This is a genomic window from Hymenobacter wooponensis (assembly GCF_004745865.1).
Lineage (GTDB): Bacteria > Bacteroidota > Bacteroidia > Cytophagales > Hymenobacteraceae > Hymenobacter > Hymenobacter wooponensis.
Window position 1 is genome coordinate 68696 of record NZ_SRKZ01000009.1, and the last position, 20852, is coordinate 89547.

Annotated in this window: 20 protein-coding genes; 18 read left to right on the top strand and 2 right to left on the bottom strand. The window is 63.1% G+C overall.

Annotation, left to right across the window (positions count from 1 at the left end; genetic code table 11):
- Positions 1-83: 83 nt before the first annotated feature.
- The 8 genes from EU557_RS23595 to EU557_RS25620 all read left to right on the top strand — a co-directional run bounded on the left by EU557_RS23595 (position 84) and on the right by EU557_RS25620 (position 5767).
- Positions 84-494 (top strand): hypothetical protein, encoded by a 411-nt coding sequence (locus EU557_RS23595; protein WP_135532941.1) that lies wholly within the window; start codon positions 84-86, stop codon positions 492-494.
- A gap of 121 nt (positions 495-615) precedes the next feature.
- Positions 616-1338: a VIT1/CCC1 transporter family protein gene (locus EU557_RS23600; protein WP_135437057.1), complete on the top strand. Its 723-nt coding sequence runs from the start codon at positions 616-618 to the stop codon at positions 1336-1338.
- 124 nt (positions 1339-1462) lie between these two features.
- Positions 1463-2140: a response regulator transcription factor gene (locus EU557_RS23605; protein ID WP_044019281.1), complete on the top strand. Its 678-nt coding sequence runs from the start codon at positions 1463-1465 to the stop codon at positions 2138-2140.
- Positions 2137-3435 (top strand): sensor histidine kinase, encoded by a 1299-nt coding sequence (locus tag EU557_RS23610; RefSeq protein WP_044019280.1) that lies wholly within the window; start codon positions 2137-2139, stop codon positions 3433-3435. The genes EU557_RS23605 and EU557_RS23610 overlap by 4 nt, the downstream gene beginning before the upstream one ends.
- A 96-nt stretch (positions 3436-3531) precedes the next feature.
- Entirely contained in the window at positions 3532-4017 is a 486-nt protein-coding gene (locus EU557_RS23615) for a hypothetical protein (protein WP_044019279.1), read from the top strand.
- Positions 4018-4020: 3 nt separating this feature from the next.
- Positions 4021-4848, top strand: a complete 828-nt coding sequence (locus EU557_RS23620) for a phosphatase PAP2 family protein (protein WP_081910976.1) — start codon at positions 4021-4023, stop codon at positions 4846-4848.
- Positions 4849-4928: 80 nt separating this feature from the next.
- A complete protein-coding gene (locus tag EU557_RS23625; RefSeq protein WP_044019278.1) occupies positions 4929-5366 on the top strand; it encodes a PepSY-like domain-containing protein in 438 nt (145 codons plus the stop codon).
- Between the two features lie 260 nt (positions 5367-5626).
- Positions 5627-5767 carry a hypothetical protein gene (locus tag EU557_RS25620; RefSeq protein ID WP_167855340.1) on the top strand — a complete coding sequence of 47 codons (141 nt, stop codon included), beginning with the start codon at positions 5627-5629 and terminating at the stop codon, positions 5765-5767.
- On the opposite strand, the gene EU557_RS23630 is transcribed toward EU557_RS25620, so the two are convergent.
- Together EU557_RS23630 and EU557_RS26170 are read right to left on the bottom strand one after the other, a co-directional pair.
- Positions 5764-6333, bottom strand: a complete 570-nt coding sequence (locus tag EU557_RS23630; RefSeq protein ID WP_135437058.1) for a hypothetical protein — start codon at positions 6331-6333, stop codon at positions 5764-5766. The two genes, EU557_RS25620 and EU557_RS23630, sit on opposite strands and share 4 nt — an antisense overlap.
- Before the next feature lie 102 nt (positions 6334-6435).
- Complete coding sequence (locus EU557_RS26170) at positions 6436-6768, bottom strand: DUF4158 domain-containing protein (protein WP_044019274.1); 333 nt, start codon at positions 6766-6768, stop codon at positions 6436-6438.
- A 307-nt stretch (positions 6769-7075) separates the two neighbouring features.
- Here EU557_RS26170 and EU557_RS23640 point away from each other — a divergent pair, with 307 nt between their 5' ends.
- The 10 genes from EU557_RS23640 (at position 7076) to EU557_RS23685 (ending at position 20841) form a co-directional block, all read left to right on the top strand.
- Positions 7076-7846, top strand: a complete 771-nt coding sequence (locus tag EU557_RS23640) for a transporter (RefSeq protein ID WP_167855341.1) — start codon at positions 7076-7078, stop codon at positions 7844-7846.
- 355 nt (positions 7847-8201) lie between these two features.
- A complete protein-coding gene (locus tag EU557_RS23645) occupies positions 8202-8522 on the top strand; it encodes a DUF6660 family protein (protein WP_135437060.1) in 321 nt (106 codons plus the stop codon).
- Positions 8523-8686: 164 nt separating this feature from the next.
- Positions 8687-13165: a CusA/CzcA family heavy metal efflux RND transporter gene (locus EU557_RS23650; protein WP_135436985.1), complete on the top strand. Its 4479-nt coding sequence runs from the start codon at positions 8687-8689 to the stop codon at positions 13163-13165.
- A 31-nt stretch (positions 13166-13196) separates the two neighbouring features.
- Positions 13197-14402 (top strand): efflux RND transporter periplasmic adaptor subunit, encoded by a 1206-nt coding sequence (locus EU557_RS23655; protein WP_125433377.1) that lies wholly within the window; start codon positions 13197-13199, stop codon positions 14400-14402.
- 57 nt (positions 14403-14459) lie between these two features.
- Positions 14460-15065: a hypothetical protein gene (locus tag EU557_RS23660; RefSeq protein WP_044019269.1), complete on the top strand. Its 606-nt coding sequence runs from the start codon at positions 14460-14462 to the stop codon at positions 15063-15065.
- A 47-nt stretch (positions 15066-15112) separates the two neighbouring features.
- Positions 15113-17377 (top strand): heavy metal translocating P-type ATPase, encoded by a 2265-nt coding sequence (locus tag EU557_RS23665; RefSeq protein ID WP_081910975.1) that lies wholly within the window; start codon positions 15113-15115, stop codon positions 17375-17377.
- A complete protein-coding gene (locus tag EU557_RS23670) occupies positions 17374-18270 on the top strand; it encodes a cation diffusion facilitator family transporter (RefSeq protein ID WP_044019267.1) in 897 nt (298 codons plus the stop codon). Before EU557_RS23665 ends, EU557_RS23670 begins: the two co-directional genes overlap by 4 nt.
- A gap of 25 nt (positions 18271-18295) precedes the next feature.
- Positions 18296-19708 (top strand): dihydrolipoyl dehydrogenase, encoded by a 1413-nt coding sequence (gene lpdA / locus EU557_RS23675; RefSeq protein ID WP_044019265.1) that lies wholly within the window; start codon positions 18296-18298, stop codon positions 19706-19708.
- Positions 19709-19804: 96 nt separating this feature from the next.
- Complete coding sequence (locus tag EU557_RS23680) at positions 19805-20545, top strand: ZIP family metal transporter (RefSeq protein WP_135533000.1); 741 nt, start codon at positions 19805-19807, stop codon at positions 20543-20545.
- Positions 20546-20568: 23 nt separating this feature from the next.
- On the top strand, positions 20569-20841 hold the full coding sequence (locus EU557_RS23685; RefSeq protein ID WP_044019263.1) for a hypothetical protein: 273 nt from the start codon (positions 20569-20571) through the stop codon (positions 20839-20841).
- Positions 20842-20852: the final 11 nt, after the last annotated feature.

Sequence of the window (20852 nt, forward strand, 5' to 3'; positions counted from 1 at the left end):
ACAAACTTAAGTATTCAATGATAAGATTCTTGCGCGTTTGCAGGCATCCCTGCTACCGGCTGCTTCTGTGTTTGACCATCGGCTTGCTTACCTCTAGCTGCGGTTCCAAATCGGACAGCGTAAAACAGGCAGCCGAGACTGCGCCCGTATTCAACGTCCCCGACCTGCTGGGCTTGGATATTGACCGCGTGGAAAGCACGTTGGGCCGGCCCAAGTGGGACAGCGTAGCCGCGCATGACGCCTCCGAAAGCGTCCGCCTCTTTCGCCGCGATACACTGCTGCTGCGGGTCGGCTACAGCGCGCGCACCCGAAGAGTGTACAGCTATCTGATTCAATCCGCGCACGCACAAACCCATGATTATCGGCCCCTGCTGCGCCTGGCGAACCTTACCGGCAACGAGCCCGTGCTGGTGGTGGTGCCCGTGCCGTCAAAGAACAATTCTGCCGAATACACCGGAGTTAAAGTGTTTGTAAAAGACGCCGGGAGCCGGTAATGCGGCAGCAGCATACTAGGGGGAAATAGCCGACTACTTCGGGGACAGCGCAATTGATTTGGCAAACGCCTGGGGTAGCGGCACTTTATTTCATAGTCTTTAACTGACTATTTCTTTGCTCATGCAGCCCGACTCCCGCGCCTTTCTTGAAATACGTGCCCACACCGAAACGCACCTGACCAGCTCGGCCATGCTGCAGGACATCGTCATCGGTCTGTCGGATGGCCTGACGGTGCCCTTCGCCCTGGCGGCGGGCCTAAGCGGGGCCGTGGCCTCGTCCAGCCTCGTCATCACGGCGGGCCTGGCCGAAGTGGTGGCCGGCTCCATTGCCATGGGCCTGGGCGGCTACCTGGCCGGCCGCACCGAGGTGGAGCACTACGCCGCCGAACTGCGGCGCGAGCACCAGGAAGTACGGGAAGTGCCCGAGGTGGAGCGCTGCGAAGTTAAGGAGCTGCTGGCTGAAATGGGCCTGAGCCCCTCCACCCAGGAAGTGGCCATGCAGGAGTTGACAGCTGACCCTGAACAGTGGGTGAAGTTCATGATGAAGTACGAACTGGGCTTGGAAGCGCCCAATCCCCGCCAGGCTCCCAAAAGCGCCGTGACCATCGCCGGGGCCTACGCCGTGGGCGGCCTCATTCCGCTCAGTGCCTATTTCCTCACCAGCACGCCCTGGCAGGGCCTGCTTTGGTCGGCCCTTATTACGCTGGTTTGCCTGCTCATCTTCGGCTACTTCAAGAGCCGCATCACCGGCCAGCCGCCGGTGTGGGGGGCCCTCAAGATGGCCAGCACCGGGGCCGCCGCGGCCGGGGCCGCATTTTACGTTGCCCGTCTCTTTGGGAGGTAAGGCGATCCAATACTACCCCCGCCTGAACGCGCCGGCAGCCCGGCGCTTCAGCTTTCCTTCAGATTTACGGACTTATTTCGCCTTCACTATCCCATCAGGGAAGACCTGCTTTTGCCCATTTACCATGAAACTGCTGCTGATTGAAGACGAGGTCTACCTGCGCAATACGCTCGTAGACTACCTGCGGCAGGCGGGATACGTCTGCGAGGTCGCCGGGGACTACCAGCAGGCGCTGGAGAAAATCAAGCTATATCAGTACGATTGTGTGGTGCTGGACTTAACCCTGCCCGACGGCAACGGCTTGAATATTCTTCGCGAACTGAAGGCCGACAGCTCCCGGGCCGGCGTGCTGATTATTTCGGCCCGTGATGCCCTTGATGACCGGCTGACGGGCCTGGACCTGGGCGCCGATGACTACCTGACCAAGCCCTTTCACCTGGCTGAGCTGAACGCGCGGCTCCGGGCCATTATCCGGCGGCGCCAGTTCCAGGGCAGCCACCACATTGCTTTCCGCGACCTGCTGGTGTGGCCCGAGCAAGCCGAGGTGTTTGTGCGGGACCAGCCGCTGGTACTCACCCGTAAGGAATACGATCTGTTGCTGTTTCTGCTCGCCAACCCTAACCGGGTGCTGACCAAAGAATCCATTGCCGAGCACCTATGCGGCGATGCCGTGGACAGTGCTGACTCGTTTGACTTTATTTATACCCACCTGAAAAACCTGCGCAAGAAGCTCCAGGAAAAAGGGGCCGACAACTACATCCGTACCATGTACGGCGTGGGCTATAAACTCAGCACCGAGTGAAGCTGCTCACCAAAACCAACCGCTACTACCTGCTGCTGACCACGGTGCTGTTCATTGTGGCCAGTGCGGTACTCTACTACGGGCTATTCGGCGCCTTGCAGCACGAGGTGGAAGAGCAGTTGTTCAATCGCCGCGTATATTTGGAGCAGCGGGTGCAGAATGGTGTGGGCCTGCCCACCTCCCCCTTTGAGTACCAGATGGCAGTCAGCCACCGACCCCAGCGCATCGGCTACAGCGACACGCTGCTGCTCGACCCACAGGAGCAGGAAATGGTGCCGCACCGCCAGCTTACGTTTCCGTTACGGGTGCGGCAAGAGCTGGTTTGGGTAACGTTGCGCAAGTCACTGGTGGAAACCGAGGACGTACTGGCCGTGGTACTGGGCGTGATGGTGGGCGTGCTGGGGCTACTGCTGCTGGGCGTTATTCTGATTAACCGCTGGCTGGGGCAGTGGCTGTGGAGCCCGTTCCGCAATACGCTACGGGTGCTGCGCGGCTACGGCGTGCAGCAGGACCAGGTGCTGACGTTTCCGCCGACCAACACCGATGAGTTTGCCGAGCTAAACCAGGCCCTGACCCTGATGAGCCAGCGGCTGGTAGCCGACTACGAGGCCGTGCGGGAGTTTACGGCTAATGCCGCCCACGAGACCCAGACCCCCCTGGCCATTATGCAAGCCAAGCTGGAGCAGATGCTGCAGCTGCCGGAACTGGTAAACCCGGAGCTGGCTACGCTGGTGTCGGAGCTGTACGGGGCCACGCTGCGGCTCTCGCGCTTGCACCAGGCCCTCACGCTACTCAGTAAAATCGAGAACCGTCAGTTCGCAGACACCTCTGCGCAACGCCTGGACCGGCTGCTGGAAGAAAAAGTGCTTCAGTTTGAGTCGCTGGCCGATGTACGGCACGTGACGCTACGCACCCACCTCAGCGGCGTGCCAGCCTTGCAGATGCACGCCGGCCTGACCGATTCGCTGGTACACAATCTGCTGCAGAACGCCATTAAGCACAATCACCGCGGGGGCACTATTGATGTGACGCTGACTCCAGCGTACCTGGAAGTGAGCAACACGGGCCCAACGGTGACCGGCGACCCAGCCCGCTTTTTCGAGCGGTTCCGCAAGCACCAAGCTGCTTCCGATTCGCCGGGCCTGGGCTTGTCGATTGTGCAGCAAATCTGCCAGTACTATGGCTTTACCGTGCGCTACCGCTTCGAGCCGACTACCAGCCTGCATACCTTGCGGGTGGACTTCGCACCCAAAAAGGCAGCTTCCACTCCGGATACTCAAGTGTCAGCGGGCTAAGCCAGCGTCAGTTCTGAGGCCGCACGTCAGAATTACTTCAGATTCGATTTATAGACTGCGGGCCAAACCACTCCAGGCTTGGCTTTTCCTCCCTGTATGCTCTCACGGCTCCGCCCACACATTTTACTCTTCCTGTTTGGCCTTGGAGCATTAGCCGCTCTGACCGGATGCGAGTCGGGCAGTGGCCAGCCTATCACGGTGCCAGCAGCAGCGCAAAACGCTTTGCGCCAGAAATTCGGCACGCACCTGGAGCAGCTGCGCTGGCACCCGGACTCAAACCGGCTACACGCCTCTTTTATCTGGAAGACCATCCCCGTAGACGTATGGTTGACCGCGGCCGGCCAGGTGCAGGAAACTCAGCTGGCGATGCTTGGGGAAGACATACCGCCCGGGTTGCAGGATTCGCTGCAGCGCTACTACCGCTCCTACCAGCGCCGGGCGATGCACTTGGTTGAAACGCCGGCCGGCTTCCACTACAACTTGCTGCTCGCCGCGCCCGGTGGCCCCGCGATGCGCTTCCGCTTCCTGGCCGATGGGCACCGGCTCAGCCAACCCGTTAAGGTTTCCAGCTCCCCCCGTTAGGTTATGAGAAAAACAGCTTTTCCCCTTATAAGTGGAGGTGTGCTGGCTTGGTCAGTGGGGGCGGCGCAGGCTCAGCAAACGGCATTAACGCCGGGCTTGCTGGTGCCCGATAGTGCCCACGCTACCTCTTCCGTAATGGTGCAGCGGGTCCGGCCCGCTACCTGGGTCGTACTGCGGGGGCTGGTAGTGCCGGCGGCTTTAATAGCAGCCGGGGCCCTCACGACAGAGCATGTCGAGGTAATCAATTCCGATGAAGCGGTGCGGGAGGAAAGCCGGGAACACCTGCGCTGGGTGCGTACCAACCTCGACGACCAGCTTCGCCACGCGCCCGCCTACACCACGCTGGGCCTGAGTTTGCTGGGGGTGAAGGGCGAGCATAACTCGCTCAACCAGGCCGTGTTATTTGCTCTCACCTACACGCTTAATAACACGATTACCAGCAACCTTAAGCGCATCACCCGCGTGGAGCGCCCCCAGGGCAACAGCTTCGAGTCGTTTCCGAGCCAGCACACCAGCGCGGCGTTTTCGGCGGCCCGGTTTCTGGACAAAGAGTACGGTGCCCAGAGCATCTGGTACCGGGTGGGCGGCTACACTGTGGCCACGGGCGTGGCCGGGCTGCGCGTGGCCAAGGATAACCACTGGCTCTCCGACGTGGTGGCCGGGGCCGGGGTAGGCATGCTGTCCACGGAAATAGTGTACCGGGTGTACCCGCTGCTGCAGCGCGCCACTCGCCGCGTCATCGGCCCAACCAGCCGGTTTGGCCACCACGCCGTGCTGCTGCCCAGCTACGCCAATGGGGCCACGGGGGCGACCTTGGTGATGGTGTTATAATTTTTACGGACAGCGTCGGATTCCAGAATATCGACAGAATCAGGGGGTAGTTTTGGCCATAGATCTTTCAAAACCTCCCCATGAAACACTATCTTGTGTTGGCCGCCTTCGCTCTGGCGCTGGCCGCCCCCGCCCAGGCGCAGCAGCTGAAGGCGACCCAGGTTCCCGCGGCAGTCGTTGCGGCGTTTAAGCAGAAGTTCCCCCAGGTCAAAGAAGTGAAATGGGAAAAGGAAGGTGACAAGTACGAAGCCGGCTTTGAGCAGGGCAACGTGGAAATGTCGGCCTTGCTGAGTGCCAGCGGTGAGCTGCTGGAAACTGAATCGGAAATGGCGCCGTCGCAGCTGCCAGCTGCCGTGCGGGCCAAGCTAGCCAGCTCTTACAAAAGCTATAAAGTCACGGAAGCCGCCAAAATCGTGTCGGCCAGTACGGGGGCTACCACCTACGAGGCCGAGGTGCTGAAAAGCGGCAAGAAGATGGACCTCCTCTTCGACGCCAACGGCCAGGAAGTAAAAAAATAACGTGATTGAAGCCCAAAAATAGTTGGCTTCCATGATAACTTGAGGCCCAGTTCGTCCCTGAAGCAAACGCCTGCTCCGACATCTGATCCCACACGTATTGCAGCACCCATACCAGGAATGCCTGGTTCTAATTCAAGCTGTCAGCATCTGCTGACAGCTTGTTTTTGTTATCTACCTGTCGTTTTTCGCCTTGTTCCCTTTAGCCCGGTCTTATAAATTAGTCTGCTACGCTGTATTTTAGCCTACTAACTGCTTTAACCGTGAAAAAAATCTGTTGCGCTATTACCCTTTCGGCTACGGGGAGTTTTATTGATAACTGGGAAGCTATTGGGCAGGCTGCTGCTGACCAAAGCGAGCGCCCACCAAGCCACCATCAGTTCATTCACGACCATTCGCACTAGTGGTGTAACATGAAAGCTGCTTTGTCCAGACCTCCCAGGCAGCGGAGCAGTTCACTTCGGAGCTTGTTTTCAGCGCGTAGCGCCAGCGTGCTCACAAGTCCATCTAGTAAGTCGAGAATATCGTCCGTTGCCGTCCGTTCCAAGGCGTGCATAAACACAAGCAATGTCGCCAAACGCCGGTCCTCGAGCATCCGGCTTACTCTCTGAGCCCATGATACCTGCGCGTGGCGCACCATGCGTGTCACTCGATCTTCCGGTAAGTCACGTACCAAAATGTCTCCCACGCCTACGGCCCGCAATTGTTCCAGCCGCCAAAAGGCTCCTGCCAGGGCTGGAGCCGACACGCGGGTAGGAGGCGTACGGAGGACTTGCATCGGCGTAAATCGCTCTCCAGGCAACAGAATCAATACATCTTCCAGTGCGGCGCACTGCAGCGTTAAAAGCCGGGCAGCAAGTTGCCGATACACCGTGCGGCTAGTACACTCCCGTACCAGGACAGTCAAGCGGGCCAGCATCGTAGCGCCCGGCTGTACCACGCGGGGCGTTACTAGGTGAGCAGTAGCCAAATTAAATAAAATGCTGTGACGTACCGGGCTGGTTGTCACCTGCGCATACAGCCAGTGGGTAGGGCGAAATGCCTGCTTCGCTTCAATGAGTATGTAACCGAGTTACACCAGCAGTTTGGCCTGCTGATCGTCCCTAGTACTTATACGTTTGCGATGTTCTTCTATTTCGGGCGGTGCAGCACCCAACTGCGCGGGTAGGGTGTCCACGACAACCGTTGGCAAATCGAGTGGGTCGGGTGGAAAGGTAACCAGAAACCGAAGAGTACAGAGTTGCACCACGCAGCCCAGCCGATTACATGGCCGGCGCCGCTGGGCCACGAACGCCAAATCAGCGAACCTCAGGTAAAAGAAGCGGGCTATTTGCTCAGGGCCAGGAGCCACGTAGTAGCATCTGTAGCGGGCGGCTTGCTCGTCACTGAGAAATTCTACGGGCATGCAACAGCTTGTTAAGCAGAGAAAGTACTGATATCATGCTGAATGGGCCATTGCACGTCAGTGAAGAGCAATAGAACTGAATAAAACGCACCGAGTTGCTCCAAGATAAGCCTCCCTTAACTAGGTGGCAATCGGCTATCACAAACTGATATAAAAAACCAGTTCGTAGATAAGCGAGTATGTAAGCTTGCCTAAAAAAATATTTAGGTTTGTCTAAAATACACGTATGCTCTCCTTCTACTGCCTGGTATTCTGTTCACTGCCTGTAGCCTTGTCAGCGCAGAGCCAAGGGGTCGCGCCGGATTCCTTGAATCGTCGCCCCCCCCAGTACTCGCTCTTGCGGCCGGTGCCCCGGGCCCGGCTGCGGCCAATGAGTACGGACCGGCCCGACGCGACGGAAAGCGCCTACTTGGTGGACGCGGGGCATTTTCAGGTGGAAACCGACGTGCTGCGGCTGGGGCGGCAGCGGTTTGGCAGGCAGGACACGCACCAGGAGCTGGGGCTGAACCATGCCAATCTGAAACTAGGTCTGACGCGCACGATGGATGTGCAGCTGGTGGTGGAATCGTACACGGCGCAGACGGAGCGGGGCGAGCATCCGGGGGCACGGGCCGGCTTTGGGGACCTGACGCTGCGGGTGAAGCGCAACCTGTGGGGTAACGACGGGGGCCGCACGGCGCTGGCGCTGATGCCCTTCGTAAAGCTGCCGACGGGTCGGCGCACCGGCAACCACTACTGGGAAGGCGGCGTGGTGGCACCGTTTGCCTGCCAATTACCCCACGATTGGAGCCTGGGCAGCCAGTTGCAAGCTACCTGGGTGCGCGACGAAGCCACGGCGCGTCACTGCCTGGAACTGGCCCCGACCCTGACCGTGGGCCACGACCTGTACAAAACGCTGGGTGGGTTTGTGGAAGTGGCCGGGGCCTGGGACTGGCGGGAAAGAGGCTGGGCCGCGACGCTCAACGGCGGGCCCATCTGGCGGGTGACGGATAACGTGCAGCTGGACTTGGGCCTGAACTACCCGCTGACGAAAGACACAGAAACAACGTACTTTCTGGGGGTAAGTTTTCGGCGTTAGGACGCGGGAATAATGCGTGATTTTGCGTGGACAGCTGCTGGGGTCAGAGAAATTAACACTGAATGCATTCTGTTTGCTGCCGCTGCCCCTGACGTCAGTTCGCTCAGCGAACTCAACACCTGTATACTGCCGGTTACGAAGATTTTAGCCTAGTGGTGTGCCCGGCGAAAAACTGGTTGCTTCAGCTTATTTTATAACCAGCGATTAGGGTCGAAGCCAGCCTCATGCCGTGTTTTTCAGGTCTATTTCCCCAACCTAAACCCATCATGCTGATCTGCTACGCCTGTTAATTACCTGGTAGAGGAATCTATTTGGCGACGAGTACGTATGTTTGCAGCGTTTGCCCCTTTCTTCTATGCGATTTGTCGCGGTCTTTTTTGCGCTCTACCTGCTGGTGCTGGCCTGTCTGCCCTGTGCTGACGGGACGGTGAACCCGTCGGAGCCGGCGCGCGCCCGCGTTACGGCGCAGACTGATGCTGCCGCGCATCACCAGCAGGATTGGTGTACTCCCCTGTGCCAGTGCCACTGCTGCGCTGGTACCGCCTTGCCTGCCGCTACGGCCGTGGTTCTTCCGGCCACCCACCCGGTAGGCGATGCTGCCCGGCCGTTTGCAACGTTGACGAGCCCGGCCCCGCAGCCGCGGGCCTTTGCCGTCTGGCAGCCTCCGCAAGCCTAGTTTCCTGTTTTTTCGGTTCCGTCCGCGGGACCGGGCACGCTGCCGTGCCCGGTCCCGTCGGCGCATACGCACCTTTCTGTGCGCTGTCGAACCCTGCCGTCGTCGAGCCCCGCGGGCTCCGACCGCCCTTTTCTCAGGATTTCTAGTCTTACCCCTCAGCCAGTATGTTCGACCGGCTCATTCACTTTTCCATTCACAACAAGCTCATCATCGGGCTGCTGACCCTGGCTTTGATTGCCTGGGGCAGCTACTCGCTGAGTCGGCTGCCCATTGACGCGGTGCCCGACATTACCAACAACCAGGTTGTGGTCTACACGGTGGCACCCTCGCTATCGGCCGGCGACATCGAGCGGCTGGTGTCCTTTCCCATCGAGCAGAGCGTGGCCACGATTCCGGGGCGCGAAGAAGTACGCTCCTTTTCCCGCTTCGGCCTCTCGGTCGTGACCATCGTCCTGGAAGACGGCATCGACATCTACTGGGCCCGCCAGCAGGTGGCCGAGCGCCTGCGCGAGGCCGAAAGCCAGATTCCGGCCGGCGTGGGCCGGCCGGAACTAGCCCCGGTCAGCACCGGCCTGGGCGAAATCTACCAGTACCTGGTACGGGCCAAGCCCGGCTACGAGAAAAAATACACGGCGCGGGAGCTGCGCACGATTCAGGACTGGATTGTGCGCCGCCAGCTGCTGGGCACGCCCGGCGTGGCCGACGTCAGCTCTTTCGGGGGCCAGCTCAAGCAGTACGAGGTGGCCCTGGACCCGGAGCGGCTCCGTTCCCTGAACGTGACCGTGGACCAGGTGTACCAGGCCGTCAGCCGCAACAACCAGAACACGGGCGGAGCCTACCTGGATCAAAACCCGACGGCCTACTTCATCCGCACCGAGGGCCTGGCCCAAAACGCCCAGGACATCGGCAACATCGTGGTGCGCTCTACCAGCACCGGCTTGCCGGTGCTGGTGCGCGACGTGGCCGAGGTGCGCCTGGGCTCGGCCGTGCGCTACGGGGCCATGACCCGTAACGCGGAGGGCGAGGTCACCGGCGGCATCGTGCTCATGCTCAAAGGCGCCAACGCCAACGAGGTTATCAAGGCCGTCAAGGAGCGCATGGAAACCGTGCGCAAGTCCCTGCCCGAAGGCGTGACCGTGGACGTGTACCTGGACCGCTCGGAACTGGTGGGCCGGGCCATTCATACGGTAACCAAAAACCTGATTGAGGGAGCGCTCATCGTGATTTTTGTGCTGGTGCTGTTCCTAGGCAACCTGCGCGCGGGGCTGGTGGTGGCCTCGGTGATTCCGCTGGCCATGCTCTTTGCCATCAGCCTGATGCGCGTGTTCGGCGTGTCGGGTAACCTGCTCTCGCTCGGGGCTATTGATTTCGGACTGGTAGTGGATGGGGCGGTGATTATCGTGGAGGCCATCGTGCACCGCCTGCACACCCACTCGGGAATTGCCGCCCACCCCGACGGGGCCCACGGCAAGCTAACCCAGGACCAGATGAACGAGGCCACCTACGAGGCAGCCTCCAAAATCCGCGCCTCAGCCGCGTTCGGGGAAATCATCATCCTCATCGTGTACCTGCCCCTGCTGGCCCTGGCCGGCATTGAGGGCAAGATGTTTAAGCCCATGGCCGAGACGGTGGCCTTTGCCATTATCGGGGCTTTTATTCTCTCGCTCACCTACGTGCCCATGATGGCGGCGCTGGGATTAAGCCGCAACACGGAGCACAAGCGCAACTTCTCAGACCGCATGATGAGCTGGCTGGAGGCCCGCTACCGGCCCCTGCTGGAATGGGGTCTGCGCCGCAAAGCCCTGGTGCTGGCTTCGGCCGTGGGGCTGTTCGTCGGGGCCTTGCTCGTGTTCCGCACTCTGGGCGGGGAGTTTATCCCCCAGCTTTCGGAAGGCGACTTCGCCATTGAGATGCGCGTGCTCACGGGCTCGTCGCTAAGCTACACCATCGAAAAAAGCCAGCAGGCCGGGGCCATCCTCAAACAGCAGTTTCCGGAGGTCAAGGAAGTGGTGGCCAAAATTGGCGCGGCCGAAATTCCCACCGACCCCATGCCGGTGGAAGCTGGGGACGTGATGGTAATTCTGGAAAAGGACCAGAGCAAGTGGACTTCGGCCAAGTCCCGCGAGGAGCTGGCCGAGAAAATGGCCCACGCCCTGAGCGTAATTCCGGGCGTCACCTTCGGGTTCCAGCAGCCCATTCAGATGCGCTTCAACGAGCTCATCAGCGGGGCCAAGCAGGACGTGGTGATGAAAATCTACGGCGAAGACCTGCAGCAGCTGGCCGACTACGCCCAGCGGGCCGCGGCCCAGGTGCGGCAGGTGCAGGGAGCCGAAGATGTGTACGTGGAGCAGGTGACGGGCCTGCCCCAGATTGTGGTCCAGCTGGACCGCAACAAGCTGGCCCAGTTCGGTCTGAACGTCGAGGACGTGAACCGCACGGTGCAGACTGCCTTTGCCGGCCAGGCCGCCGGGCAGATATTTGAGCAGGAGCGCCGCTTTGATTTGGTGCTGCGCCTGCGCCCGGACCTGCGCCAGGACATCAACGCCGTGCGCCAGCTCTTCATTGCCACCCCGCGGGGCGAGCAGGTGCCGCTGGAGCAGGTGGCCACCGTGGCCCTGCAGGAGGGTCCGAACCAGGTGCAGCGCGACGACGCCAAGCGCCGCATTACGGTGGCCTTCAACGTGCGCGGGCGCGACGTGGAAAGTGTGGTGGAAGAGCTGCAGGGCAAAGTGGACCAGCGCCTGAAGTTCGCCCCCGGCTACTACGCCACCTACGGCGGGCAGTTCGAGAACCTGCGCGAGGCCTCGCAGCGCCTGAGCGTGGCCGTGCCGGTGGCCCTGACCCTGATTTTTGTGCTGCTCTTCTTCACCTTCGGCTCCCTGAAGCAGTCCGTGCTGATTTTCACGGCCATCCCCTTATCGGCCATTGGCGGGGTGGCGGCTCTGTGGCTGCGGGGCATGCCGTTCAGCATCTCAGCGGGCGTGGGCTTTATTGCCCTGTTCGGCGTGGCCGTGCTCAACGGCATCGTGCTCATCGGCTATTTCAACCAGCTCAAGGACGAGGGCTGGGCCAACCTGCACGAGCGAATTCTGGAAGGCACGCAGGTACGCCTGCGGCCGGTGCTGATGACGGCTACGGTGGCCTCGCTGGGCTTTTTGCCGATGGCCCTGAGCACCTCGGCCGGGGCCGAGGTGCAGCGCCCGCTGGCTACGGTCGTCATCGGCGGGCTGGTCACGGCCACGCTGCTGACGCTGCTGGTGCTGCCGGTGCTCTACGCCCTGTCGGAACGCACCCCGGCAGCCGGGCCGGACCAGCAGCCCGAGGATCCAACCCACCACGGCACCCGGTCGGCACCCCTGCTGGCCGGCGGCGCAGCCGTGCTGTTGCTGACACTGCTGGTGCCCGGCACCGGCCGGGCCCAGCAAGTGCAGCTGACGGCCGGTGGCACGCCCTTCACGGCCCAGCAGGCCGTGACCCAGGCCTTGCAGGCCAACACCACGGTAACGGCTGCCCAGCGCAGTTTGGAGGCCCAGCAGGCCCTGCGGCGCACCGCTACCGACGTGGGCCGCACCACCGTGGGCGTTACCTACGGGCAGTACAATTCCTACCGCAAGGACAACCAATTCAACGTCAGCCAGAGCTTTTCGCTGCCGCGGGTGTACCGCAGCCAGCGCCAATTGCTGGAGGCGCAGGTCGGCGGGCAGCAGCTCACGCTGGCCCAGGTGCAGGCCGAGCTGCGGCGGCAGGTGCGCCTGAATTATGAGCAGGCCGTGTACGCCCGCCACCGGGTGCAGGTGCTGCGCGGGCAGGACAGCCTCTACAGCGAGTTTTTGCGGGCCGCCCAGCTGCGCTTTAAAACCGGGGAAGTAGCCCGCCTGGAGCCGGCCACCGCCCTGGTGCAGCAAGGCGAAACCCGCGCCCTGATTGCCCAGGCCCGCACCGGCTACCAGGTGGCCCAGCGCCAGCTGCAAGCCCTGCTGCAACAAAGCCAGGCGGTGGGCGTGGCCGACAGCCTGCTTCGCCCGCTGGAACCCGTGGTGCTGCCCGCCACCGGTGACACGGCGCGCCTGACCCAGAACCCGGAGCTGCAAGTGCAGCGCCAACTCATCGCCCAGCGCCAGGCGGCCACCCGCACCGAGCAGGCCCTGGGACTACCCAACGTGACGCTGGGCTACTTCAACCAGTCGCTGATTGGCCCCCAGACCATGGGCGGCGTGGGCGGCGCGGAGCGGTACTACGCCGGGTCGGACCGCTTCCAGGGCGTGCAGGCTTCGGTGGGCATTCCCCTCCTGCGCGGGCCGCAGAAGGGTCGGGTGCAGGCCGCCCGCCTGCAGGAGCAGGTGGCCGACGCCGGCTACCAGCGCCTGCGGGCCGAGCTCTCGGGCCGGCTGGACGAGCTAGTGGCCCGGCACGCCGAGCAGCAGCAGCGCCTGGCTTTCTACCAGCAGACGGCCCTGCCCCAGGCCGACGTCATCGTGCGCCTGAGCACGCGGGCCTTCAAGGCCGGTGAAACCGGCTACGCCGAATACCTGCTCAACCTGGAGCGGGCCCTGACCCTGCGCACCGCCTACCTGGACGTGCTGCTGGAACACAACCAGACCGTCATCGAGCTGGACTACCTGCTGGGCAGCACCCCCCAGTAATCATCCCTGACTTTTCTTGCCTCCCCCTTTCATGACAAAATACGCATTGCTGGCCCTGCTGGGCCTGACGCTGGCCGGTTGCGGTCAGGAGAAAACGGATACGGCGGCACCGGAAGCGGCCGGGGCCACCACGGAAACAGCGGCTGGCGGCGCCAAGGCCGCGGGCAACGAAGCCGCCGCCGAAGAAAACGCCACCGAAACCACCCTGTCGGCTGCCGAGCAGCGGGCGGCCGGCATCCGGCTGGGCCGGGTGGAAGACCGGGTGCTCAGCGGCACGCTCAAAGTCAACGGCACGCTCGACGCGCCCCCGGAAAACGCGGTGGCCGTCAGCGCCCTGCTTGGGGGCATCGTGGAGCGGACGACCCTGCTACAGGGCAGCCGCGTGCAGGCCGGGCAGGTGCTGGCGACGGTGCGCAACCCCGAGTTTGTGCAGCTCCAGCAGGATTACCTGGAAACCAGCAGCCAGCTGGAGTTTGCCCGCGCCGAGTACGAGCGCCAGCAGGAGCTCTACCGCCAGGAAGTAGCCCCGCAGAAAAATTTCCAGAGGGCCCGTGCCGAATACCGAGCCATGCAGACCCAGGTGGCGGCGCAAGCCGCCCGCCTGCGCCTGGCGGGCCTGCCGGTGGGCGGCAAGATTACCACGACGGCCCCGGTGCGGGCCCCGCGCGGCGGCTTCCTGAAAACCGTGAATGCCAGCGCCGGGCAAAGCGTGACCTCGACCGACGTGCTGTTTGAAATCGTGGACCCGGCCCACCTGGACGTGGTGCTCACTGTGTTCGAGAAGGACGTGCCGCAGGTGCGCGTGGGCCAGACCGTGCGCTACACCCTGGCCAATGATTCGGCCGGGGCCGAGCACCGGGCGAAGGTGTATGTGATTGGCCGCGCCGTGAGCGAGGACCGCACGGTGCGCGTGTACGCCCACCTGAGCCGGGAAGACGCCAGCCGCCTGCCCGGCACCTACGTGCGGGCCACTATCGAAACCAACTCGGCCACGTTGCCCTCCCTGCCCGACAAGGCCCTGGTGCAGTTTGGGGGAAAGAGCTACGTGTTCGTGGCCGAAGGTCCGGCAGGAAAAAACCAGGAAACGCACTACCGCATGGTGCCCGTGACGGCGGGGGTAAGCGAAAACGGCTACACCGAAGTCCGTCTGCCGCAAGGCACTGCGGCGGCGCAGGTCGTGGTGGAGGGCGCGTACTCGCTGCTGGCCAAGCTCAAAAACGCGGAAGAAGAAGAATAGCCGCGCATTTTCTCCCCTAATCCGGCCGCGTTCCTGTCGCGGCTCTTCGCCCTGCCCATGTTCCATCTGCTCACCGGTTGCCTGCTGTTAAGCCTGCTGCACGCCGCGATTCCCAACCACTGGGCGCCGGTGCTGGCCGTGGCGCGCGCCGAGCGCTGGCCCCTGCGCCGGGCCGTGGGCGTGACGCTGGTAGCCGGCCTGGCCCACGTGCTGAGCACGGTGCTGCTGGGCCTGGGGCTGGGGCTGCTGGGCTGGCGCTTGTCGGCGCAGTTCTCCCACCTGGCCCGCGGGGCGGCCCCGGCCCTGCTCGTGCTCATTGGCGTGCTGTACGCCTTGTCGGGGCCGGGACACGCCCACCCGGACCCGGCCCCGACCCGGCCCCGCGGCCGGGTGGTACTGGGGCTGGCGGCGACCATGTTTCTGGCGCCCTGCCTGGAAATTCAAACGTTTTTTCTGGCCGCCGGCACCCACGGCCCGGCGGCGCTGGCCCTGCTCATGGGGGTGTACCTGCTGGCTTCGGTCTCGGCCATGTGCGCGCTGGTCGCGCTGGCTCACCGGGGGCTGGGTCGCCTGAACCTGGACGGGCTGGCGCACCACGAGCGTCGCCTGACCGGGGCCGTGCTCGTGCTGGTAGGCCTGGCCGGCTTTTTCGTGGACTGGTAGCGGCCCGCCGGCTGCTGTCTTCATTTTTCACCGGATGCATCTTTCCTATGCCTGATCCAACCCCTTCCAATACCGACGAAGAGCTCAACACCGCCAAGCAGGTGCAGCTCGACAACGTGGGCGCCCTGAGCCGGGACCAGCTCACGCCTGAGGCCGCCGCCGCGCCCGAGGGCCACGACGTGCCCGGCCACGACCACGCCACCCACGACCACACGGGCCACCACCATCCCCCCGGCAAACAGGTCGTGGACCTGGCCGGCCAACCGGCCGACGAGCACGCCGGCCACTCCCACGGGGACGGCGACGACCACGACCACGGTCCGGCCGGGGACAACCCCTACCTCTGGCCCGGGGTGAGCCTGGCCCTGCTGCTGGCCGGCATTGCGCTCGACTACTATACGGTGGGCTTTTTTACCGGCTACGTGCGCCTGCTCTGGTACGGGGTGGCCTTCCTGCTGGTGGGCTGGAAAGTCATCCGCTCCGCCGTGCAAAGCATTCCGTCGGGCAACGTGTTCAACGAGTTTCTGCTCATGAGCATCGCCACGCTGGGGGCGTTTGCCATCGGCGAGTACCCGGAAGGGGTGGCCGTGATGCTGTTCTACACAGTCGGCGAATTATTCCAGGACGCGGCCGTGAACCGGGCCAAGCGCAGCATCAAGGCCCTGCTGGAAATCCAGGCCACGGAAGTCACGGTGCTGCGAGGCGGGCAGTCCCTGGTGCTGGATCCCAAACAGGTACAGGTAGGCGATACCATTGAAGTGAAGCCCGGCGAGAAGGTAGCCCTGGATGGGACGCTGACCAAGGGACCGGCTTCCTTCAATACGGCGGCCCTGACGGGGGAATCCGTGCCCCAGACCAAACAAACGGGGGAGCCGGTGCTGGCCGGCATGGTCAACCTGGAAAGCCTGATTCAGGTAGCCGTCACGGCAGGCTACCAGGACACGAAGCTGGCCAAGATCCTGGCCATGGTGCAGGACGCGGTGGGCCGCAAGGCTAAAACCCAGCAGTTCATCACCAAGTTCGCCAAAATCTACACCCCCATCGTAGTGGCGCTGGCCGTGCTGCTGGTGCTGGTGCCCTCCTTCGTGGTAGAGGACTATGTCTTCCGGGACTGGTTGTACCGGGCCCTGGTGTTCCTGGTCATTTCCTGCCCCTGCGCGCTGGTCATCAGCATTCCGCTGGGTTACTTCGGCGGCATCGGCGCGGCCTCCAAAGCGGGCATCCTGTTCAAAGGCTCCAACTTCCTGGATGCCATGCGCGAATTGGATACGGTGGTGATGGACAAAACCGGCACCCTCACGGAGGGGGTGTTTGCCGTGCAGCAGGTGCAGGCGGTGGGACTGGAGAAAGCCCAGCTGCTGCGGCTGCTCGGGGCGCTGGAAACCAAATCGACGCACCCGATTGCCAAAGCCGTCGTGGCCCACGTCGGCGCGGCTACCGCCGGCGTGGCAGTAGAGAACGTGGAGGAAATAGCCGGCCACGGCCTACGGGGCCGGGTGGACGGGCGCGACGTGCTGGCCGGCAACACCAAGTTGCTGCGCAAGTTTAACGTGGCCTACCCGGCCGAAGTAGACCAGGTGGTGGACAGCATCGTGGTGGGGGCCGTGGACGGGCAGTACGCGGGCTACCTGACTGTGGCCGACGCCCCGAAAGAGGACGCGGCCCGCGCCGTGCAGGAGCTGCGCGCCGACGGCATCAGCAAGCTGGTCATGCTCTCGGGCGACAAGGACAGCATCGTGCAGCGCGTCGCCCGGGAGCTGGGCATCGACGAGGCCCACGGCGGCCTGCTGCCCGAGGACAAGGCCCGCTACGTGCAGCAGTACAAAACCGAAGGGCGGAAGCTGGCCTTCGTGGGCGACGGGGTAAACGATGCTCCGGTGGTGGCCCTGGCCGACGTGGGCATTGCCATGGGCGGGCTGGGCTCGGATGCGACCATTGAAACCGCCGACGTGGTTATCCAAACCGACCACCCCAGCAAGATTGCCACCGCCCGGCGCATTGCCCGCGCCACTCACCGCGTGGTGTGGCAGAATATCTGGCTGGCTTTCGTGGTAAAAGGCATCGTGCTGGTGCTGGGCGCGGGCGGCTTGGCGACCATGTGGGAGGCCGTGTTTGCCGACGTGGGCGTGGCCCTGCTGGCTATTTTAAATGCCGTGCGCATTCAGCGCATGGACTATTCCACGCCGGGTACCGGTAACCCGTCGCCTGCTTCTCTCGCTGCCCCACAAGCGCAGCATACCCTGTCAGTGGTTGAGCCCATGCCCCGGGCGCTGCGCCAGGGCCCGCACCACCCTAACGACCAAACGACATGAGCGGGTCCCACGGTATGAGCGGCAGCGCCGCCAGCCGCAACAAGCGGCAACTGACCATTGTCTTCTTTCTAACGCTGACCTACCTGCTGGCGGAAGTAGTGGGCGGGTTCTGGACCGGCAGTCTGGCCCTGCTGGCCGACGCGGGCCACATGCTCACCGACGTGGCCGGCGTGGGGCTGGCCCTGCTGGCCATCCGCTTCGGGGAGAAACCGGCGACGCCGCAGCGCACCTACGGCTACTACCGCTTTGAGATCCTGGCGGCGCTGACCAACGCGGTGGTGCTGATTCTGATTTCGATTTATATTCTCTATGAGGCCTATCTGCGCTTTCGGAACCCGCCCCAGGTGGAAAGTGGGCAGATGCTATGGATCGCAGGTCTCGGACTGGCGGTTAACCTGGCCGGCATGTACTTGCTGCGGCAGGGCAAAGACGAGAGTCTGAACATGAAGGGAGCGTACTTCGAAGTGCTCAGCGACATGCTGACGTCTATCGGGGTAATTGCCGCCGGTATCATTATGCTCACCACCGGCTGGTACTACGCCGACCCGCTGCTCTCGGCCGGCATTGGCCTGTTCATCCTGCCCCGCACCTGGGCCCTGCTCAAGGAGTCGGTGAACGTGCTGCTGGAAGGTACCCCGGCCGATATCAACCTGGAGGAGCTGCGCCAGGGCCTGCTGCAAGTGCCGGGCGTGGCGGCCGTACACGACCTGCACGCCTGGGTGCTGACCTCCGGCGTCAATGCCCTGAGTGCCCACGTCGTGCTGGCCGAGGCCGCCGGGCACGAGGAAGTACTGACCCGCGCCCAGGCGTACGTCACGGGCAAGCATTCCATCCAGCACGCGACCATTCAAGTGGAGCGCGGCGACGTTGCCCGGCACGAAACCCACCTCTAACCTGACTAGCTTCTTCGTTTCTCTCATGACCTCCTACGACGTTCTCATTATCGGCTCCGGCCCCGGCGGCTATATCGCGGCCGTACGCTGCGGGCAGCTGGGCCTGAAAACGGCCATCATCGAAAAGTACCCCACCCTGGGCGGCACCTGCCTCAACGTGGGCTGCATCCCCAGCAAGGCGGTACTCGAATCCACCGAGCTCTACCAGAAAGCCACTCACCAGTTCACGGAGCACGGCATTGATGCCGATAACCTGCGTGCCGACCTGCCCCGCATGATGGAGCGCAAGGACCAGGTGGTGAAGAAAGTGTGCGACGGGGTGGTCTTCCTCATGAAGAAAAACAAGGTGGACGTACTCCACGGCGTAGCCTCGTTCGTGGATGCCACCACCGTGCTGGTAGAGCCCAGCGACGGGGGCAGTGGGGAAAAGCAGCTGCTCACGGCCAAAAACATCATCATTGCCACCGGCTCCAAGCCCAGCACCCTGCCCTTCATCACCCTGGATAAGGAGCGTGTCATCACCAGCACCGAGGCGCTGGCCCTGCGCGAGCTGCCCCAGCACCTGATTATTGTGGGCGGCGGGGTTATCGGCCTGGAGCTGGGCTCAGTGTATGCGCGGCTGGGTAGCAAGGTGTCCGTCGTGGAATACACTGACGCCATCATCCCTACCATGGACCGCACCCTGGGCAAGGAGCTGCTACGCTCCCTCAAGAAGCAGGGTCTGGAGTTCTACCTCTCGCACAAGGTGACGGCCGTGGAGCGGACCGGCGACACGGTGAAGCTCACGGCCCAGGGCGGGCCATCGGCCGAGCTGCAGCTGGAAGGCGACTACTGCCTGGTATCAGTGGGCCGCCGGCCCTACACCGACGGGCTGAACCTGGCCGCGGCCGGCGTGGAGCTGGATGAGAAGGGCCGCGTGAAAGTCAACGAGGACCTGCAGACGACGGTGCCGGGCATCTGGGCCATCGGCGACGTGGTGCGCGGGGCCATGCTGGCCCATAAGGCTTCCGATGAAGGCGTGTACGTGGCTGAGCTCATTGCCGGCCAGGCCCCGGAGGTGAACTACCTGCTTATCCCGGGTGTGGTCTATACCTGGCCCGAAGTAGCTGGTGTGGGCTACACCGAGGAGCAGCTCAAGGAGCAGGGCAAAGCCTATAAGGTGGGTTCCTTTCCGTATTCCGCCTCCGGCCGGGCGCTGGCCGGGGCTGACACCGAAGGGTTGGTGAAGGTGCTCACCGACGCGCAGACCGACGAGATTCTGGGCGTGCACATGATCGGGGCCCGCATTGCCGACATCATTGCCGAGGCCGTGGGCATCATGCACTTCCGGGGCGCGGCCGAAGACGTGGGCCTGATGTCGCATGCCCACCCCACCTACGCCGAAGCCTTCAAGGAAGCCTGCCTGAACGCGGCCGGCATCGGGGCCCTCAATATGTAACCCCGTATGCTACTCGCCTTTCTGCTGGCTGTTACGCCGGACGCGCCCCCTTCCTGGAGTCAGGTGCTGCTGTATTCCCTGGTGCCCGCCGCCATCATGGTCGTGGGGGCCGTTGTGGCCGTGCTGCGCCCGCCGGGCGCGGCCATTCGCAGCGCCATTTTGCACTTCGCCGCCGGGGTGGTGTTTTCCGTGGTGGCCGTCGAGCTGCTGCCCGACATCGTGGCCCGTCACCGTCCGCTGGAGGTTGGCCTGGGCTTCGGGGCGGGGGTAGGGCTGATGCTGGCCTTGCGCTCCTGGACCCGCAAAGCGGCGGAAAAGGAGAAAGCCACGCCACTTCCCTACTTCGCCCCAGGCACCATGTGGGCCTCGCAAACCGAAAAAGCCGCGGACCAGCGCCGGGCGCCGCTGCCCATGGGCCTGCTCACGGGCGTGGCCATCGACATCCTCATCGACGGGCTGCTCTTGGGCATCGGCTTTGCGGCCGGGGCCGAGGAAGGCCTATTGCTGGCCATTGCCCTGACCATTGAGGTGCTGTCGCTGGGGCTGGCTACGGCCGTGGAGTTGCAGCAGGAAGGGCAGCCCAAAGCCCGGACCGTGGGCGTCGTGGCTGCTTTGTCGGGGCTGCTGGTCGTCGGGGCCGGGGTCGGTATCACTGTGCTGCAGGGCGCCTCCGACAACGTCATGGAACTGGTGCTCTCCTTCGGCCTGGCCGCGCTGCTGTTCCTGGTAACGGAAGAGCTGCTGACCGAGGCCCACGAGGAGCCGGAGTCGCCCTGGCTAACCTCCGCATTTTTCCTGGGTTTTCTGGTCTTTCTACTTCTGGGCATGCTCGTGTAGCCGGCCACATTTTCTGACCTACTATGGATTCGCACAAGCTTCTCATCGAACTCACCCTGGTGCCGGCCGGCCGGCACATTGCCTTTTCCAAAGAAATGCTGGAAAAGGTGCACGTCTACCGCCGGGTAGGAACAGAGGGAGACGCCTGGCAGCAAGTGGCTACGAATGCCCGCTCTCCCTTTATCGATACGGAATCCTTTCCGGCCGGCACCACCCTGGAGTACCACGTGCAGCACTTCAATCAGCAGGATGTTTACGAGGGGCACAGCAACATCGTGCGCACCACCCTCAGGTAGCTTCAACCCAA

Coding starts and splice junctions, on each gene's coding strand:
- EU557_RS23600 (WP_135437057.1), top strand. CDS start 616: ATGCAGCCCGACTCCCGCGCCTTTCTTGAAATACGTGCCCACACCGAA.
- EU557_RS23660 (WP_044019269.1), top strand. CDS start 14,460: ATGTTCCATCTGCTCACCGGTTGCCTGCTGTTAAGCCTGCTGCACGCC.
- lpdA (WP_044019265.1), top strand. CDS start 18,296: ATGACCTCCTACGACGTTCTCATTATCGGCTCCGGCCCCGGCGGCTAT.
- EU557_RS23680 (WP_135533000.1), top strand. CDS start 19,805: ATGGTCGTGGGGGCCGTTGTGGCCGTGCTGCGCCCGCCGGGCGCGGCC.
- EU557_RS23665 (WP_081910975.1), top strand. CDS start 15,113: ATGCCTGATCCAACCCCTTCCAATACCGACGAAGAGCTCAACACCGCC.
- EU557_RS26170 (WP_044019274.1), bottom strand. CDS start 6,768: ATGCCCGTAGAATTTCTCAGTGACGAGCAAGCCGCCCGCTACAGATGC.
- EU557_RS23685 (WP_044019263.1), top strand. CDS start 20,569: ATGGATTCGCACAAGCTTCTCATCGAACTCACCCTGGTGCCGGCCGGC.
- EU557_RS23620 (WP_081910976.1), top strand. CDS start 4,021: ATGAGAAAAACAGCTTTTCCCCTTATAAGTGGAGGTGTGCTGGCTTGG.
- EU557_RS23625 (WP_044019278.1), top strand. CDS start 4,929: ATGAAACACTATCTTGTGTTGGCCGCCTTCGCTCTGGCGCTGGCCGCC.
- EU557_RS23655 (WP_125433377.1), top strand. CDS start 13,197: ATGACAAAATACGCATTGCTGGCCCTGCTGGGCCTGACGCTGGCCGGT.
- EU557_RS23645 (WP_135437060.1), top strand. CDS start 8,202: ATGCGATTTGTCGCGGTCTTTTTTGCGCTCTACCTGCTGGTGCTGGCC.
- EU557_RS23650 (WP_135436985.1), top strand. CDS start 8,687: ATGTTCGACCGGCTCATTCACTTTTCCATTCACAACAAGCTCATCATC.
- EU557_RS23615 (WP_044019279.1), top strand. CDS start 3,532: ATGCTCTCACGGCTCCGCCCACACATTTTACTCTTCCTGTTTGGCCTT.
- EU557_RS23605 (WP_044019281.1), top strand. CDS start 1,463: ATGAAACTGCTGCTGATTGAAGACGAGGTCTACCTGCGCAATACGCTC.
- EU557_RS23670 (WP_044019267.1), top strand. CDS start 17,374: ATGAGCGGGTCCCACGGTATGAGCGGCAGCGCCGCCAGCCGCAACAAG.